Origin of the sequence: Pseudomonas sp. H9 (genome assembly GCF_004353925.1) — a bacterium.
Classification (GTDB): Bacteria; Pseudomonadota; Gammaproteobacteria; order Pseudomonadales; family Pseudomonadaceae; genus Aquipseudomonas.
This window is the reverse complement of record NZ_SMOK01000022.1, coordinates 19,973-36,371: the sequence shown is the minus strand read 5'-3', so window position 1 is coordinate 36,371 and position 16,399 is coordinate 19,973. Positions and strand designations below refer to the sequence as shown.

General features: G+C 62.4%; 18 protein-coding genes. 7 read left to right on the top strand and 11 right to left on the bottom strand.

Going from position 1 to position 16,399, the window contains the following annotated elements; translation table 11 throughout:
• Window positions 1-50 precede the first annotated feature (50 nt).
• Window positions 51-428: a DUF2784 domain-containing protein gene (locus E1573_RS17130; RefSeq protein ID WP_133215853.1), complete on the top strand. Its 378-nt coding sequence runs from the start codon at window positions 51-53 to the stop codon at window positions 426-428.
• 9 nt (window positions 429-437) lie between these two features.
• On the opposite strand, the gene tam is transcribed toward E1573_RS17130, so the two are convergent.
• The 3 genes from tam to E1573_RS17115 all read right to left on the bottom strand — a co-directional run bounded on the left by tam (window position 438) and on the right by E1573_RS17115 (window position 2,322).
• Window positions 438-1,199 carry a trans-aconitate 2-methyltransferase gene (gene tam, locus E1573_RS17125; protein ID WP_133215762.1) on the bottom strand — a complete coding sequence of 254 codons (762 nt, stop codon included), beginning with the start codon at window positions 1,197-1,199 and terminating at the stop codon, window positions 438-440.
• Window positions 1,200-1,290: 91 nt separating this feature from the next.
• On the bottom strand, window positions 1,291-1,911 hold the full coding sequence (locus tag E1573_RS17120) for a TetR/AcrR family transcriptional regulator (protein WP_133215761.1): 621 nt from the start codon (window positions 1,909-1,911) through the stop codon (window positions 1,291-1,293).
• 168 nt (window positions 1,912-2,079) lie between these two features.
• The gene (locus tag E1573_RS17115) at window positions 2,080-2,322 is read right to left on the bottom strand and encodes a DUF2790 domain-containing protein (RefSeq protein ID WP_133215760.1); all 243 of its coding nucleotides are present in this window, start codon (window positions 2,320-2,322) and stop codon (window positions 2,080-2,082) included.
• A gap of 165 nt (window positions 2,323-2,487) precedes the next feature.
• On the opposite strand from E1573_RS17115, the gene E1573_RS17110 reads away from it, so the two are divergent.
• Window positions 2,488-3,930, top strand: a complete 1,443-nt coding sequence (locus tag E1573_RS17110; RefSeq protein WP_133215759.1) for a PLP-dependent aminotransferase family protein — start codon at window positions 2,488-2,490, stop codon at window positions 3,928-3,930.
• A gap of 90 nt (window positions 3,931-4,020) precedes the next feature.
• Window positions 4,021-4,458 (top strand): carboxymuconolactone decarboxylase family protein, encoded by a 438-nt coding sequence (locus E1573_RS17105; protein WP_133215758.1) that lies wholly within the window; start codon window positions 4,021-4,023, stop codon window positions 4,456-4,458.
• Between the two features lie 82 nt (window positions 4,459-4,540).
• Here E1573_RS17105 and E1573_RS17100 read toward each other — a convergent pair whose 3' ends face one another.
• The 3 genes from E1573_RS17100 to E1573_RS17090 form a co-directional block, all read right to left on the bottom strand.
• Window positions 4,541-5,962, bottom strand: a complete 1,422-nt coding sequence (locus E1573_RS17100; protein WP_133215757.1) for a short-chain fatty acid transporter — start codon at window positions 5,960-5,962, stop codon at window positions 4,541-4,543.
• A 129-nt stretch (window positions 5,963-6,091) separates the two neighbouring features.
• Window positions 6,092-6,748, bottom strand: a complete 657-nt coding sequence (locus tag E1573_RS17095) for a CoA transferase subunit B (protein ID WP_133215756.1) — start codon at window positions 6,746-6,748, stop codon at window positions 6,092-6,094.
• 36 nt (window positions 6,749-6,784) lie between these two features.
• Window positions 6,785-7,483: a CoA transferase subunit A gene (locus E1573_RS17090; protein ID WP_045183840.1), complete on the bottom strand. Its 699-nt coding sequence runs from the start codon at window positions 7,481-7,483 to the stop codon at window positions 6,785-6,787.
• Between the two features lie 137 nt (window positions 7,484-7,620).
• Between E1573_RS17090 and E1573_RS17085 the strand changes: the two genes are divergently transcribed.
• Window positions 7,621-8,541 (top strand): LysR family transcriptional regulator, encoded by a 921-nt coding sequence (locus tag E1573_RS17085; protein WP_133215755.1) that lies wholly within the window; start codon window positions 7,621-7,623, stop codon window positions 8,539-8,541.
• Entirely contained in the window at window positions 8,514-9,326 is an 813-nt protein-coding gene (locus E1573_RS17080) for an aldo/keto reductase (RefSeq protein ID WP_133215754.1), read from the top strand. The genes E1573_RS17085 and E1573_RS17080 overlap by 28 nt, the downstream gene beginning before the upstream one ends.
• An 81-nt stretch (window positions 9,327-9,407) precedes the next feature.
• On the opposite strand, the gene E1573_RS17075 is transcribed toward E1573_RS17080, so the two are convergent.
• The 5 genes from E1573_RS17075 to E1573_RS17055 form a co-directional block, all read right to left on the bottom strand.
• Window positions 9,408-12,503, bottom strand: coding sequence for an error-prone DNA polymerase (locus tag E1573_RS17075; protein WP_218568385.1), 3,096 nt, complete (start codon window positions 12,501-12,503; stop codon window positions 9,408-9,410).
• Window positions 12,479-13,894 (bottom strand): DNA polymerase Y family protein, encoded by a 1,416-nt coding sequence (locus E1573_RS17070; RefSeq protein ID WP_133215752.1) that lies wholly within the window; start codon window positions 13,892-13,894, stop codon window positions 12,479-12,481. The genes E1573_RS17075 and E1573_RS17070 overlap by 25 nt, the downstream gene beginning before the upstream one ends.
• Before the next feature lie 6 nt (window positions 13,895-13,900).
• The gene (gene imuA, locus E1573_RS17065; protein ID WP_133215751.1) at window positions 13,901-14,518 is read right to left on the bottom strand and encodes a translesion DNA synthesis-associated protein ImuA; all 618 of its coding nucleotides are present in this window, start codon (window positions 14,516-14,518) and stop codon (window positions 13,901-13,903) included.
• Window positions 14,518-15,138, bottom strand: a complete 621-nt coding sequence (lexA, locus tag E1573_RS17060) for a transcriptional repressor LexA (protein WP_133215750.1) — start codon at window positions 15,136-15,138, stop codon at window positions 14,518-14,520. The genes imuA and lexA overlap by 1 nt, the downstream gene beginning before the upstream one ends.
• A gap of 253 nt (window positions 15,139-15,391) precedes the next feature.
• The gene (locus E1573_RS17055) at window positions 15,392-15,742 is read right to left on the bottom strand and encodes a hypothetical protein (RefSeq protein WP_133215749.1); all 351 of its coding nucleotides are present in this window, start codon (window positions 15,740-15,742) and stop codon (window positions 15,392-15,394) included.
• A 160-nt stretch (window positions 15,743-15,902) separates the two neighbouring features.
• On the opposite strand from E1573_RS17055, the gene E1573_RS17050 reads away from it, so the two are divergent.
• Window positions 15,903-16,205: a DUF1883 domain-containing protein gene (locus tag E1573_RS17050; RefSeq protein ID WP_133215748.1), complete on the top strand. Its 303-nt coding sequence runs from the start codon at window positions 15,903-15,905 to the stop codon at window positions 16,203-16,205.
• Window positions 16,206-16,208: 3 nt separating this feature from the next.
• A complete protein-coding gene (locus tag E1573_RS26750; protein WP_165957345.1) occupies window positions 16,209-16,379 on the top strand; it encodes a hypothetical protein in 171 nt (56 codons plus the stop codon).
• The last annotated feature ends 20 nt before the right edge of the window (window positions 16,380-16,399 follow it).

Genomic DNA, 16,399 nt, shown 5'->3' with positions numbered 1-16,399 from the left:
GCCAAGGCATAATAGTGCGTACCGCGTTCGCTAACTTGGAAGGCATCGCCATGCTGTACCGTTTAGGCGCCGAAGGACTGGTGCTATTTCACCTACTGTTCATTCTGTTCGTACTGTTCGGCGGCCTGTTGGTGCTCAAATGGCGCGGCGTGCTGTGGTGGCACTTGCCGGCGCTGTGTTGGGGCATTGCCGTAGAGTTCCTGCACCTGTACTGCCCGCTCACCGACTGGGAGAACTATTTGCGCCAGGCAGCAGGCCAGTCGGGTTACGAGGGTGATTTCATTGCCCACTACCTGTTGCCGATCATCTACCCGGCGGGGCTGACGCCGGGCATTCAGGTGCTGTTGGGTTCGGTGGTGGTGGTGGTCAATGCCGTGGTGTACCTGCTGGTCATCCGCCAGTGGCCGCGTCGGCACACCAGCGGCTAACACCCGGCGTCAGCGCGTTGCGACAATGAACAAACGCGGGAACGGCAACAGCACCTTGCCGTCAGCAGCGGCGGGATAGCTCTGCTCCATTGCTTGCAGGTAATACTGGAGAAAATCCGCTTGCTCGCTGACGTTCAATGCCGCCAGGTACGGGCGCAAGGCTGAGCCTTTAAACCACTCCACCACGGCTTGTGCATCCGCTAACGGATGGTGATAGGTGGTGCGCCACACTTGCACCTCGCGGCAATGCGGACTGAGCACGTCGTAGTAATAGGCTGCGGTGTGCCGAGGCGGATGCTTGACCGCTGCAATTTTGTCAGCCCAAGGGCCCCGGCTGGCAATCTCGCGGGCCTGAGCATGGGCGGGCTCATCGAGGTTGTCCGGTGTCTGGATCGCCAAGTGGCCACCCTCAGTCAATTGCCGGGCCAGGTGCGGGTACAGCAACGCGTGATCGGGCAGCCATTGCAGCGACGCATTGGCGAGGATCACATCGACGCCTTGGGGAGCGGTCCAGGTGCCGATATCGCCCAGCGTGAATTCGATGTTTGCCAGGCGCTGGCGAGCGGCCCGGAGCATGTCTTCGGAGCTGTCGATAGCGCTGACCTGCGCTCCCGGAAAACGCTCGGCCAGTACCTGAGTCGAATTGCCCGGGCCGCAGCCGAGGTCGACAGCGTTGTAGATCTGCCGCTGTGGCAAGGCCGCCAGCAGATCACGCACCGGGCGGGTTCGTTCGTTTTCGAAAGTGCTGTATTGCGTTGCTGACCAAGTCATTGTGGCTTCCTTGTGGGAGCGGGCTTGCCCCGCGATGCGATGTCACTGATAAAACACAATCGCGGGGCAAGCCCGCTCCTAGCCGGTAGGGTTAAGGTTCCAGGCCGATGCCACGCAGGATCACACTGGTAACCGTTTGCACAGCCCGCTCGAACTGCAGGTCGGTCAGCGGTTGGTGGTCGTTGAGCACGCCCACCTGATGGCTGAAATCGGCATAGTGCTGGGTCGATGCCCAGATCATGTATAGCAGCCCCGATGGCTCTACTGCCAGGATGCGGCCATCATCGATCCACTGGCGGATCTTGGCCTCTTTCATCTTGGCCCAGCCATACAGCGGGTCGTCCAACGAGGCACCGAGGTTGGGCGCGCCATGGATGATTTCATTGGCCCAGACCTTGGAGCCAAAGGGCCGCGTGCGTGAATGGTTCATCTTGGCGCGAATGTAGCTGCTGAGCACAATGCGCGGGTCGTCGTAGAGCTCAAAGCACAGGGCATCCTGCTTCCACACATCGAGCAAGCCGAATAGCACCGCCTGGTACAACTCCGCCTTGGTGCTGAAGTAATAGTGCACATTGCTGCGCGGCAACTGCGCGGCTTCGGCGATGTCGGCCATGGCAGTCCCGGCGTAGCCTTTTTCAGCAAAGACCTGCTCGGCCGCCAGAAGGATGTTATCGACATTGCGTTGGCGGATGCTGAGCTTGTGCTGGGGCATGATCAAATCCATTGCGACTGACACTGCAAGGCTACCACCGGATTCTGTCGATTCGGGTGGTGCCGGCAAAAATCTTCGCAAGGCGTTGTCCGCCCTTGTCGCCGAGCACGATCAAGCCACCCCGGCGCGGTGTTCCCGGCCAGGGTGTTTACGCCCTACCGCACGCGGTTAGCCTTGATCGCTGCACGCCTGCGCCAGCTTCAGGTACTGCAAGGTGTGTTGCTGACCGGCAGAGTCGAGATAGACCATACTGGCCTGCACCACATCACAGAGGCGGGTATCAGGCTCGCTCATCTGCACCACCTTGGCGATGTCCAGCGGCATGCCGTAGTGATACACAGCGGTTGACTCGGCAGCCTGTGCGCTAGCGGTCACTAACAGCCCCAGGCCTAACAGGGTTCGCAGGTACATGGCGACGCTCCTATCTGCGCAAGAGGTTCGCCGACACGCCGGAGAACCCCGACGATTAAAGTGTGGCGCGCATGGGGCCGAACGTCGCTCGAGGGGATCAACGGCAGTGACGAGGCAGATCGGTTAATCTTTTCGTCTATCAACTGCGCGTGAAGCTGCCCCGGCATGGAACTTCATATCAACCTGCAAGGCCGCAAAGGCCTGGCCGACCAGCTCTACCAACAACTGCGCGACGGCATCGACAGCGGGCGCCTGGCAGCAGGCACACAACTGCCGCCCACACGGCTGCTGGCCGAACAATTGGGGGTATCGCGCAAGACCGTGGCCGACGCTTACTCGCGCCTGACCTACGACAATTTACTCAGCGGCAAGGTGGGCAAAGGTACCTTCATCACCCCGACTTCGACTCGCCAGACAGCCAGCACCGCTCCCCTGCCCCTGGCCAGCGCCTCGACCCTGGAAAAGTGGCGCTCACGCAGTAACCTGCTGGCCGACCTGGCACCCAGTACCTTGCGCTACGACTTCATTGGCGGGGCTTCGAGTAAGGTTCAGTTTCCCTTCGATGACTGGCGACGCTGCAATCAGTATGCGTTGCGCCAGATCCGTCGTGGCAGCGCCCGTTATGCGGCCCATCAGGGCTTGCCGGAACTGCGCGAAGCCATCGCCCGGCATATCGCCTTTGCCCGCGGTGTACATTGCACCGGCGCCGATGTGTTGGTGTGCAACGGTGCCCAGCAAGCGCTGGACCTGATCGCCCGGGTGCTGATCGAGCCCGGCAGTCAGGTGGCCATGGAAGACCCTGGCTACACCCCGGCGCGCCAGTTATTCCTGGCTCAAGGCGCACAGGTGCAATACGTACCGGTCGACGATCAGGGGATGTGTGTGGAGCAGGTTGCCGATGGCACCCAGCTGATTTACGTCACGCCCTCACATCAGTTTCCGTTGGGCATGCCCATGAGCCAGGCGCGGCGCCAGGCCTTGCTGGCGCGCGCGGCGGCGTTGGGGGCGATCATCATCGAAGATGACTATGACAGCGAGTTCCGCTACCAGGGGCTACCCAGCGACTCACTGCAGAGCCTGGATTCCCACGGTTTGGTCGCCTACGTCGGGACCTTCTCGAAAACCTTGTTGCCGGAGCTGCGCCTGGGCTACACCATCATGCCGCCAGCGCTGCGCGAGGCTTTGTGTATCGCCAAGCAGTTGACCGACTGGCACACGCCGACGCTGAGTCAATGGGCACTGGCACGCTTTATCAGCGAAGGCGCATTGCTTAAACACATTCGCCGCGTGCATGAGGTGTACAGCGCACGCCGGCAACGCCTGCTGCAAGGTTTGCAGAGCGACCTGGCACCCTGGTTCGAGGTGGTGCCGGCCACGGCAGGCTATCACCTGAGCGCCCTGGCCAAGGGGGATCTGGACGTGGAGTTCTTGATCAGCATGGCGCGCAAGGTCGAGGTCGGGCTGTATTCGCTGGCACCCTTCCATGCTCAGGTGCCGCTGCGTTCAGGGCTGTTGCTGGGCTTTGGCGCCATCGAACTGCTGGACATCGACCCAGCGCTGGACCGCGTACGTGACACCCTGCAGCGCCTTGACGGATTGGCCTCCTGAGAATGGCTGTAATTGGCTATTCGGGCCCGAACACCGCAGCGCTAAGGTAGTGCCACCACTGCTTGATGCAGAACTGACCGGAGAACACAGATGAGCAATCGTATCGAATGGGCCAAGCATTCACCTGAAGCCTACAAAGCCATGGTTGGCCTGGAAATGGCCCTGAGCAAGTCCGGCCTGGAATCGTCGCTGTTGGAGCTGATTCGCCTGCGCGCCTCGCAGATCAATGGCTGTGCCTATTGCGTCAACATGCACGCCAATGACGCACGCAAAGCCGGCGAAACCGAGGCGCGCCTGCAAACGCTGAGCGTGTGGGAAGACACCGCGTTCTTCACCCCCCGTGAGCGCGCAGCGCTGGCCTGGACCGAAAGCCTGACCTGCCTGCCTGATCGGCATGCGCCGGAGCATCAGTACCGCGCGTTGCTGGAGCACTTCAGCGAAGCCGAAGTGGCCAATTTGACGCTGGCCATCGCCACCATCAACGCCTGGAACCGTTTTGGTGTCGGCTTCGCCATGATCCCAAGCTGATCGCCGTAGGAGCGGGCTTGCCCTGCGATAGCGATCCGTCAGACCCATCGCTATCGCGGGGCAAGCCCGCTCCCACAGCGTGTCAGCCTGGCATCACTGGCGGGGTGTATTGCAAGGTGGTGCCCAGCAGCCACAGCAGAACCAGCACCAGTGGCGCATGCACCAACAACTGCACGAAGGAGAAGCCGATCAGGTCGCGCGCTTTCAGGCCGAGTACACCGAGCAACGGCAGCATGTAGAACGGGTTGATCAGGTTCGGCAGCGCTTCGGCGGCGTTGTAAATCTGTACCGCCCAGCCGAGGTGGTATTGCAGGTCATTGGCGACCAGCATCACGTAAGGCGCTTCGATGATCCACTTGCCACCGCCCGAGGGGATGAAGAAGCCCAGCACCGCCGAGTACACGCCCATCAGCAGCGCGTAAGTGTCGTGGGTGGCGATCTGTACGAAGAAGGTCGAGATGTGGTGAGCCAACGTTTGCGCATCAACACCTTGAACCTGGGTAAGAATGGCCGCAATCGAGCCATACAGCGGGAACTGGATCAGCACGCCAGTGGTGGTCGGTACCGCACGGGTCACTGCGTCGAGGAAGCTGCGCGGACGCCAGTGCAGCAAGGCGCCAAGCATGATGAACAACAGGTTGTAAGTGTTCAGCCCGGAAATCGCGGTAATCGCAGGTTTGGTGGTGAACTCGTTGTACAGCCAGCCTGCGGCCAGGGCGACCAGCAGCAGGATCAGGATCGGGCTGTATTCCAGCCACTCACCTGGGCGTGTGCGCTGCGGCGGTGGCGGTGCCGAGAAGCTGGGGTCAATGCCACAGTCGGCGGCGCTGCGGGCGCTGCCAGGCCCGGGGGCGGTGGCATAGGCTACGATCAACGACACCACCAGAAGCGCCAGCAACAATACCCCTGACTGCCAGAGGAAAATGGTTTCGGTAAACGGAATCACCCCGGTGATCGCCAGAATCGACGGCGGCAGGCTGGCCGGGTTGGCCTGCAGTTGCGCAGCCGACGACGATAGACCCAGCGCCCACACCGCCCCCAGCCCGAGGTAAACTGCCGCACCGGCCGCGCGATAGTCCATGTGCAAGTCGGTGCGCCGCGCCAATGCGCGTACCAGCAAGCCGCCAAACACCAGCGACAGCCCCCAGTTGAGCAATGAGGCCAGCATCGAGATCAACGCGACCCAGCAGACGGCCGTGCGGCCGTTTTTCGGAAGGCGCGCCAGGCGATCAATCAGCTTGACTGCCGGTGGCGAGCTGGCCACCACATAGCCGCCGATGACCACAAAGGCCATTTGCATCGTGAATGGAATCAGGCTCCAGAAGCCGTCACCAAAGGCCTTGGCGGTATCAGTAGGCTTGGCGCCCATGGCCAGGGCGGCGACGGATACCAGAATCACCGCCAGGGCGGCGAATACCCAGGAATCGGGGAACCAGCGTTCGGCCCAGTTTGAGCAACGCAGGGCAAAGCGAGCGGAGCGGCTGTCTTGGATATCAGCGGCCACGGGGATTTCCTTTTATTGATTTTGTATGAACGGCAAAAGGCCCCATCGCGGGGCAAGCCCGCTCCTACAAGGAGTGCGTGGTTCCCTGTAGGAGCGGGCTTGCCCCGCGATGAGGCCCGAAAAGCGGAATCAGAACGTCATTTCTTTCACATCGTCTGGCACGATCAGCTTGCCAGCGGTTTTTTCAATGATCTCTTCGACCGACACGCCTGGCGCAGTTTCACGCAGGATGAACGCGCCGTTCTCAATCTCCAGGTAGGCCAGGTCAGTCAGCACCTTGCGGATGCAACCCGCACCGGTCAGCGGCAGGCTGCAACGCGACAGCAACTTAGATTCGCCGTCTTTGGAGGCATGGGTCATGGTGACGATGATGTTGTCGGCACCGGCCACCAGGTCCATCGCCCCGCCCATGCCCTTGACCAGTTTGCCAGGGATCATCCAGGAAGCGATGTTGCCTTCCACGTCCACTTCAAAAGCACCCAGTACGGTCAGGTCGACATGACCGCCCCGGATCATCGCAAAGGATTCGGCCGAGCTGAAAATCGACGCGCCACGGCGGGCGGTCACGGTTTGTTTGCCGGCGTTGATCATGTCGGCGTCCAGCTGCGCTTCGGTCGGGAATTCACCCATGCCCAGCAGGCCGTTTTCCGATTGCAGCATGACGTCCATATCGGCTGGGACATAGTTGGCCACCAGCGTAGGAATGCCGATGCCGAGGTTGACGTAGTAGCCGTCCTTGAGTTCGCGGGCGACGCGCTGGGCCATTTGTTCGCGGGTAAGTGCCATGGTCAGGATCTCTTTGTTGTTCTGTTCGGGGACGGTTCAGGCTTTGAGGGTGCGTTTTTCGATACGCTTCTCGAAGGTGCCGACAATCACCCGGTCGACGTAGATACCCGGGGTATGGATCTCGGTAGGCAGCAGCACGCCCGGCTCGACGATTTCCTCGACTTCAACCACGGTGATCTTGCCGGCCGTGGCCGCCAGCGGGTTGAAGTTCTGCGCGGTGTTGCGGTACACCACGTTGCCGTAGTGGTCGGCCTTCCAGCCTTTGACGATGGCGAAGTCGCCGGTGATAGCTTCTTCCAGGATGTACTTGCGACCGTTGAACTCACGCACTTCCTTGCCTTCGGCCACCGGAGTACCGTAGCCGGTTGCGGTGAAGAACGCGGGGATGCCAGCACCGCCAGCGCGCATTTTTTCCGCCAGGGTGCCCTGTGGAGTCAGTTCCACTTCCAGTTCACCGCTGAGCAACTGGCGCTCGAACTCAGCGTTCTCGCCCACGTAGGAAGCGACCATTTTGCGAATCTGGTGATCTTCAAGCAGCACACCGAGGCCAAAGCCATCGACGCCGCAGTTGTTGGAAACCACAGTCAGGCCCTTGACGCCACGACGCTTGATTTCGTTAATGAGGTTTTCCGGAATACCGCACAGACCGAAACCACCGGCCAGTACTGTCATATTGTCGGTCAGGCCTTCAAGGGCCTGTTCATAGGTTGCTACGCGCTTGTCCAGTCCGGCCATGCTGATCCGCCTTTTGTAGTTGTTGAACCGACAGGGGTGTCGGCGAGCGTTTGAGCCATCTTCACCCCAACAGACTTATTTGTTAATTTTGTTTTTGTGATCATTTGATTTGTTTTTCAAAAGAATAGCCCATACCGATGAACGTCAAGCAGCTGCGCGCCTTTGTCACTGTCGCCAAATACCGAAGCTTTGCTCAGGCCGGTGAACGCTTGCACCTGTCGCAGCCGGCACTGAGCCTGACCATCAAGGCCCTCGAAGACAACCTCGGCGGCGCCCTGCTCAGCCGCACCACGCGCAGCGTCAACCTGACCCCCGAGGGTGAGGTACTGCTGCCACTGGCCCGGCAACTGCTGGCCGACTGGGACAACACCGAAGAACTGCTGCGCCAACGCTTTACCCTGCAGTTGGGGCGGGTGTCGATTGCCGCCATGCCGGCTTACGCCGGTAACCTGCTGCCGGCGGTGCTGAAGGTGTTTCGCCAGCGCTATCCACGGGTCAACGTCACCGTGCATGACGTTATCAACGAACAAGTGCTGGAGCTGGTACGCCACCGCCGTGTCGAACTGGGCATCGGCATTGAGCCGGAGGTCAGTGCGCCGCTGCTGTTCACACCGTTGTACCTGGACCGTTTTGTCGCGGTGGTACCTGCCGATTCACCCTTGGCTCACCAGGCCCAGGTCAGTTGGCATGAATTGCTGGCCGAAGACTTCATTGCCTTGCAGCGCCCTTCGGCCGTTCGCCTGCTGATGGAGCAACACCTGGCGGCTGAGCATGGCAAGCTGGCCGTGGCGTTTGAGAGCCACCAGTTATCGACCATCGGCCGTATGGTTGCCAATGGCTTGGGTGTCAGTGCCGTGCCATCTTTGTGTATCGGCCAGATGGAGGAACTCGGCGCCCGGTGCGTGGCGCTGGCTGAGCCGGTCATCGAACGGCGCATTGGTGTGTCAATGCTGGCTGACCATAAACTTTCGGCAGCGGCCCAGGCGCTGCTCGACCTATTACAAGAACAAACTCGCCCACAGGAGGTGACATGCGCACGGTCAAACTCGCCGACATAACGGTTCCGGTCATTGGTCAAGGCACGTGGTACATGGGTGAAGATCCCGGCCAGCGCGCACGTGAAGTGGCTGCGTTGCAACAAGGGATCGAGCTGGGCCTGAACCTGATCGACACCGCCGAAATGTACGCTGAAGGCGGTGCTGAAGAAGTGGTCGGCCAGGCCATCGCCGGGCGTCGTGACCAGGTGTTCGTGGTCAGCAAGGTGTACCCGCACAACGCCAGCCGCAAGGGTGTCCCGGCGGCCTGCGAGCGTAGCCTCAAGCGCCTGGGGACCGACTGCATCGACCTGTACCTGCTGCACTGGCGCGGCCAGTATCCGCTGGAAGAAACCGTCGAAGCCTTCGAGCGCCTGCGTGAAGCGGGCAAGATCCGGCGCTGGGGCGTGTCGAACTTCGACACCGACGACCTGCGCGAGCTGCACAATCCGGATTGCGCGACCAATCAGGTGCTGTACAACCCTGCCCAGCGCGGTATCGAGTTCGACCTGTTGCCGTGGAGCCAAAAGCGCCAACTGCCGACCATGGCCTACTGCCCATTGGCCCAGGCCGGGCGTTTACTCAAACACCAGACCCTGATCGAAATTGCTGAACGCCATGGCGCCACCCCGGCGCAAGTCAGCCTGGCCTGGGTGACGCGCCAAGAGGGCGTGATTGCGATTCCCAAGGCGGTAGACCCTGAGCATGTGGCGGCAGCAGCCAGCCTGACCTTGACCAGCGAAGATTTGCGCGCCATCGACCGTGCCTTTCCGCCACCGACGCGTAAACAACACCTGGCGATGGTGTAGGAGCGGGCTTGCCCCGCGATTGCGGTGTATCAGCCTGATCGCAATCGCGGGGCAAGCCCGCTCCTACACCAAGAGGCAAGGTTAGTGGAAGTCGCGGCTGCGCACGTCCAGCCCTTGCAGCAACGGGCTGAGGTCTTCCAGGCGCTGGGCGATCAGGTGACGCACGCCACTTTCACATTCAAGCCGCCCACTCACCCGCAACAAGCGTGAGCCGATCAGGGCCCGGCGCTGACGCTCGGCCAACTCGCGCCAGACCACCACGTTGACATTGCCAAACTCGTCTTCAAGGGTGACAAACGTCACCCCGCTGGCGGTCTGCGGACGCTGGCGTCCCGTCACCAGGCCCGCCACGCTGACTTTATCGCCATGTTCGGCGCCCTCCAGCGCCTGCGAACTGCGACACCCCAGCGCATTGAGACGGCGGCGCAACAAGGTCAACGGATGGGGCCCCAACGTAGTGCCGACGCTGGCATAGTCGGCAAACAGGTCTTCGCCGACCGAGGGCTGTGGCAGGTCCACCGGGGCTTCCGGCGGGGCGTCGATGCCAGCGAACAAGGGCAGTTGCGCCTGCACTGCCGCCACACTCCAACGCGCCCGGTAGCGGTCACTGGCCAGCCCGCGCAAGGCCCCGGCATCGGCCAGCAGTTCACGTGCCCGGGCATCGAGCTGCGCGCGCAGGCAGAGGTCGCTGACATCTCGCCAGGGCGCTTCGCTGCGAGCCTGTTCGATACGCCGGGCGTCGTCCTGGCGAAAGCCGCGGATCTGCCGGAGCCCCAAACGAATGGCCAACGCCTGCCCTGCCCCCGGCTCCAGGCTGCAGTCCCAGTCGCTATGGCAGGCATCTACCGGGCGGATCTCGATTTGGTGGCGGCGGGCGTCCTGAAGGATCTGGTCGGGGCTGTAGAAGCCCATCGGCCAACTGTTGATCAGGGCGCAGGCGTAGATCGCCGGCTCGTGACACTTGAGCCAGCAGCTGGCGTAGGTCAGCAAGGCGAAACTGGCGGCATGGGACTCAGGAAAGCCATAACTGCCAAAGCCTTTGATCTGCTCGAAGATGCGCTCGGCGAATTCACGGCTGTAGCCATTGCCGAGCATGCCGTTGATCAAGCGTTCGCGGTGCGGCTCCAGGCCGCCATGGCGCTTCCAGGCCGCCATGGCCCGCCGTAATTGATCAGCTTCACCGGCTGAGTAGCCACCGGCGACCATGGCCAGCTCCATCACCTGCTCCTGGAACAGCGGCACGCCCAGGGTGCGCTCGAACACCTGCTTCAACGCTGGCGACGGGTACGTCACCTTCTCCAGGCCCTGGCGCCGCCGCAAGTACGGGTGAACCATGTCGCCCTGAATCGGCCCGGGGCGCACGATCGCCACCTCGATCACCAGGTCGTAGAACTTCTTGGGTTTGAGCCGCGGCAGCATGGCCATCTGCGCCCGCGACTCGATCTGGAACACGCCGATGGTGTCGGCGCGACCGATCATCTCGTAGGTGGCGGCGCAATCGGCAGGAATCTGCGCCAGGCTCAGTTGGCGGCCACGATAGCGGTACAGCAGGTCGAAGCAGCGCCGCAATGCACTGAGCATACCCAGGGCGAGGATATCGACCTTGAGCAGGCCGACCAGGTCGAGGTCGTCCTTGTCCCACTGGATGACCGTGCGCCCCTCCATCGCCGCATTCTCCACCGGCACCAGGCTGGCCAGTGGCTGTTCGGAAATCACGAAACCGCCTGGGTGCTGCGACAGGTGGCGGGGAAAACCGATCAACTCACCGGTCAACACCAGCACCCGTCGCAGCAACGGGCTGTCGGGGTCGAAACCGGCTTCACGGAGCTGTTCGGGCGTTGGCAGGCGATCACTCCAGCGCCCACAACAATCGGCCAGGGCGTTGATCTGCGCCACCGGCAAGCCCAGTACCCGGGCGATATCCCGCACCGCACCGGCGGCATGGTAGGTGCTGGCCACGGCGGTCAAGGCGGCACGGTGGCGGCCGTAGCGGTTGAACACGTATTGCAGGACTTCTTCACGGCGGTCGTGTTCAAAATCGACGTCGATGTCCGGAGGCTCGTCGCGCTCGCGCGACAGAAACCGTTCGAACAACAGGTGACTGTGCATCGGGTCCAGCTCGGTGATACCCAGCACGAAACACACCACCGAGTTGGCCGCCGAACCGCGCCCCTGGCAGAGAATGCCCTGGCCACGAGCAAAGTTGACGATGTCGTAAACGGTGAGGAAATAGTGCTCGTAGCTCAGCTCAGCAATCAGCTCAAGCTCGTGTTCCAGGGCCTGGCGGGCCTTTTCTTCAATACCTCCCGGCCAGCGCCAGCGATGCCCCTGCTCGCACAAATGCCGCAACCAACCGCTGGCAGTCTGGCCAACGGGGACCAGTTCACTGGGGTACTGATAGCGCAACTGGCTCAAGTCGAAGTGACAACGCGCGGCGATACGCAGGGTTTCATCGAGCAACGCCTGCGGATACAGCTCGGCCAGTTGCGGCAACGGCCGCAGGTGGCGTTCGCCGTTGGCGAACAGACGCTGCCCGGCCTCAGCCACGCTACAGTGATGACGGATCGCCGTCATGCTGTCTTGCAAGGCGCGTCGGCCACGGGCATGCATGTGCACATCGCCCGCGGCCACGGCAGGCAGTTGCAGTGCGGCCGCCAAAGCCAATAGCTGCTGTAGGCGCTGCCCGTCGTCGGCGCCACGGTGCAACTCCACCGCCAGCCACAAACGCTCGGCGAAGCGCTCCTGCAGCCAGTGGCCTGACGCCGGGTCATGTTCGTTTTCATCAGGCACCCACAGTGCCAGCAAACCCTCCAGAGGGGTGTCGAAGTCTTCACGCAGCACCTGATAGGCACCTTTCTGCGCCCGCCGTCGCCCCTCAGTGATAAGCCGACACAGGTGCTGGTAGCCGACCAGGTTTTCGGCCAGCAGCACCAGCTTGGGGCCCTCGTGCACGCGTATTTCACTGCCGACGATCAACGGCAAGGCGACCGCCTTGGCCGCCTGCCAGGCCCGGACGATACCGGCCAGGGTGCACTCGTCGGTGATCGCCAGGGCCTGATAACCCTGTTGGTGAGCGCGGCTGAACAACTCCTGAGCGCTGGAGGCACCGCGCTGGAAGCTGAAATTCGACAGGCAATGCAGTTCGGCGTAGCTCATGCAAACCAGCCCTGCAGCCACAACGGCCCGTCTTCGCCCAGGTTGCGGTAGGCCCAGGCATACTGCCCGGTGGGGGTTTGCACCCGGTAATAATCGCGGCGTACATCACCACCGTCCCACCAGCCGGATTCGATTCGCTCGGCGTCTGTCAGCAATTGCACCCCTGTACCCGGCAAAGCCTGGGGCTCGGCCAGCAACCAGCCCGGGCGTAACGCTGAGGGGGTGGCAGCCGCGAGCATGGCGGTATCATCCAGGCGCCAGGCGCACTCGGGGCGATGGTCGGCCCGGGCCGACAGGCTATGCACCGCCGTGTCGCCCAAACGCGCGCGCAGGCGTTCGCGCAATTGCTCCCAGGGCTGGTTCTGCTGCGGGCGCGGGTCGAACAACTCGCGGTGCTGCGGGACAAAGGCCGGCAAGTCTTCGGCCTGCAAGCGCAGGTTGCGCACCGGGGCCTGCAGTTGCAGCTGCTCAAGGCGCCCACGGGCCAGCTCAAACAGCATCAGCGGGTCACGCTCGGCAGCCAGCAGGCCAACCGGCACGCAGGTGTCTGTGCCTTCGGCATGCTCCAGGTGCAAGGTAAAACGCTGCACGCCACTGTCGCGGCCGGCGAGGAAGGCTGCCAGGTCGTTGATCAAGCGGCGCAGCGGAAAGAGCAAGGCTTGGTGCGATTCAACATCGAAATTCAGTTCCAGGCGCGCATCGAAGTGATCGGGCGGCAGGTAGAACGTCAGGGCCATGGGCCGTAGCCCCAGCAAGCGGTCCAGGTGCAGCTGCACCGCCGCAGCAAAACGCCGGGCCAGGGCCTCGCGGGGCAGCGCCATGACCTGGGCGAGCCTGCGCAGCCCCATGCGGGCGAAGGCGCTGGCGGCCTCTGCGGGCAAGCCGACCCGTTCAATGGGCAGTTGCGCCAGAGCCGCGTGCGTTTGCTCGGGGCCATCGAGCGCCAGACCATCATGACAGTTGGCAAGCATGCGCGCGGCCACCGGGTTACTGGCCAAAACAATGCGGTGGCGGAAACCCAGGGCAGTCAACTCGGCGCGCAAGCGCGCTTCGAACGCCGGCCACGGGCCGAACAGGCCGAGGCTGGATTCGACTTCCAACAACAGTACCCGTGGGTAATGCAGGCTGACCTGAGAGCTGTACTGGTAAGCCCAGGCAGCGAGCAACTGCTGCAGGGCGTCGATGGCGGCAGGGTCATGATCGACGCAGGTAAAATGCCCCGCCAGCGCCTGAGCAGTGGTCAGTGACTGCCCTGCACGCAGGCCAAGTGCCGCCGCAGCCGGATTGACCGCCTGCAGCAGCCGTCGCTGGGGCGGACCGCTGAGCAGCACCAAGGGTGCCTCGGGATCAGCGCGCCCACGCAGCACCGCGTCGAGTGCCAGTTGTGGCAGCACAATACAGGCCCAACGCATGATCCATCAGCCTCGCCCTGGACAGGCAATCGGCATGGCCGGGACCAGGCCGCCCCGACACTTGAGCACGCGCCATTGCGCCGGGTGGCTGTCGACGGCAATGCGCAAGGCCGCCGGTGAAGGGTTCAATGCGACCTGCAGTGGGCGCAAGGCAAAGGCCAGGGTCTGGCCGCTTTCAGCAGCCACCTGCAAGCGGCGCAAGGCGCGGTCGTCGGCCTTGTGCGGCCAGCACAGCACCGCCCCGCAACTGCCCGAGCGCAGGCATTGCTCGGCAGCCCAGAGCACCTCGTCGGCGGCCGTCTCGACCACGGTCAGCCACTGCAAGTCGACGCCGGCCGCCTGCCAGGCCGGTGCATAGGGAATGAAAGGCGGGGCAATCAGCACCACCCGTTCACCGCTGGCCGTCAGGCGCGCCAGGCTGGGCCAGAGCAACTGCAACTCGCTGCTGCCCCAGGCCGCCAACAACACCTCAGTCAGTGCGCCGGGCGGCCAGCCGCCGCCCGGTAGTCGCGTATCGAGCTGCGCATGGCCGGTGGGCTGCTCACCCTGAGGCTGAGCCTGAGGGCGGCCCTTCCAGACCCGTCGCTGGTCGAGCAGCCCATCGAGGCTGACTACGGCGCCCATCAGCCGCGCCTCACCAAACCGCAGAACACCCCCTCGATGACGAAGTCCTGGCCCGGGCCGACCTCGATCGGGGCGTAGGCAGGGTTACGCGGCAGCAGGCGGTACTGCTGGGCACTGACCCGCTCGAAACGCTTGATGGTCACCTCACCGTCCAGGCGGGCGACGATGATCTGCCCGTCACGGGCTTCAGCCTGTTGCTTGATACCGACCAGGTCGCCGTCGAGGATGCCGTCATCGAGCATCGAGTCACCCCGCACCTTGAGCAGGTAGTCGGGCGAGCGGCTAAAGAGATGGGCATCGAGCATCAGTTGCTCGTGGATATCGACGTCCGGGCCGATGGGCCGCCCTGCTGCCACCTGCCCCAGCACCGGAATCTCCAACACCTCGGGGCGGCGTAACGCACCGGCCAGGCGAATGCCGCGGGCCTGGTTGCGGGTGACCTCGATGAAACCGGCTTCAGTCAACGCCAGGATATGTTTGCGGGCCACACTGCGCGAGGCAAAACCGAAGGCTGTAGCAATGTCGGCCAGGCTCGGTGGCTGACCATGTTCGGCGATGCGCTCGCGAATGAACTCGAGGATGGCGCGGCGTTTGGGCGATAATGTATTCATAGAGTACATTTGTACTCTTTTCCGTGCGCACTGACCAGCCCCTTGATCGGATTATGATCAGTAACCGGCATTAGGCATTAACTGTCTTGTGGAGGCTTTAACTGGCCATAAGGCCATCACCCGGTAGGAGCGGGACTTGCCCCGCGATCTGGCACGAAGCGGCAGCTAATCCTGTCGCCCCAGTGTGTTAGTTGCTCTGTGAATGGTGGTTTTTACGGTGTCTGCGCAGCCGATCGCGGGGCAAGTCCCGCTCCCACCGAGGTCAACCGGAGATGCAGTGCGTCGCTGCAGTCTTCACGTCGCCCAGACGCAGAGGGAAGTTGTTCAGGCGTTCGTACAACTTGATGCTGCTGCCACTCCCGCGCTCGTTGATATCGACCACCGCCGCAGGCCCGGCACCGACCTTTTGCGGCACGACCAGGCGCACGCCGTCGTGGTGCGCTTCTACTTCCAGCGGACCACGGGATTCAGACAACTGCTGCTGTACGCAGGTGGCGTACTCCTGGGGCTTCTTGCCAGAAATCACGTTCAAGGTTTCCGGCGAGTTTTCAAGCTCCGATACGCTGGCACAACCGCCCAACGTAACTGCCAACGCTGCTACAACCCACTTCATCAAGCTACACCTCCACCACGGAAAAATACTCTGACCGCGCCAGGACCATTTTGCTCCCTTGATTGGCAGATTTATCTTGGCCCAGGCACGAAGGGCGACAGTGTAACCGTTGATCATGGTATCGTTTTGATCTGCCCAAAGATCCATTGCGGAGAGCAACATGAAATTCGTACACCAGCGCGAGCACCTCAACGAAGACGACATCGTCGTCATCGAGTGCTCCCAGCGCTGCAATATCCGTCTGATGAACGACGCCAACTTCCGCAGCTTCAAGAACGGCGGGCGCCATACCTACCATGGCGGTGCATTCGTCGACTTCCCGGCAAAAATCACCGTGCCCAGCACCGGTTTCTGGAACATCACCATCGACACCGTTGGCCCGCGTGCCTTGTCGGCGGTGAGCAAGCCGACCTTCACCCACAAGATCAAGTTCATCCGCCGTTCGTCGTCGAAACTGAGATAAGCCATGAGCCAGACCACCAAGTACGTCATCAAATACAAACTTGACGGCGAGCGACGCTTCGACTTCGCCCAGATGAGCAGCGATACCCCGGAAGAAGTGCAGGCAGCACTGGAAAAGCTCCACGGCGAAGACGCGAAAAAGATCACTGACATCAAGGTCAGCAAAGCCCTGTAACGGTCGCCACACACAAGGAA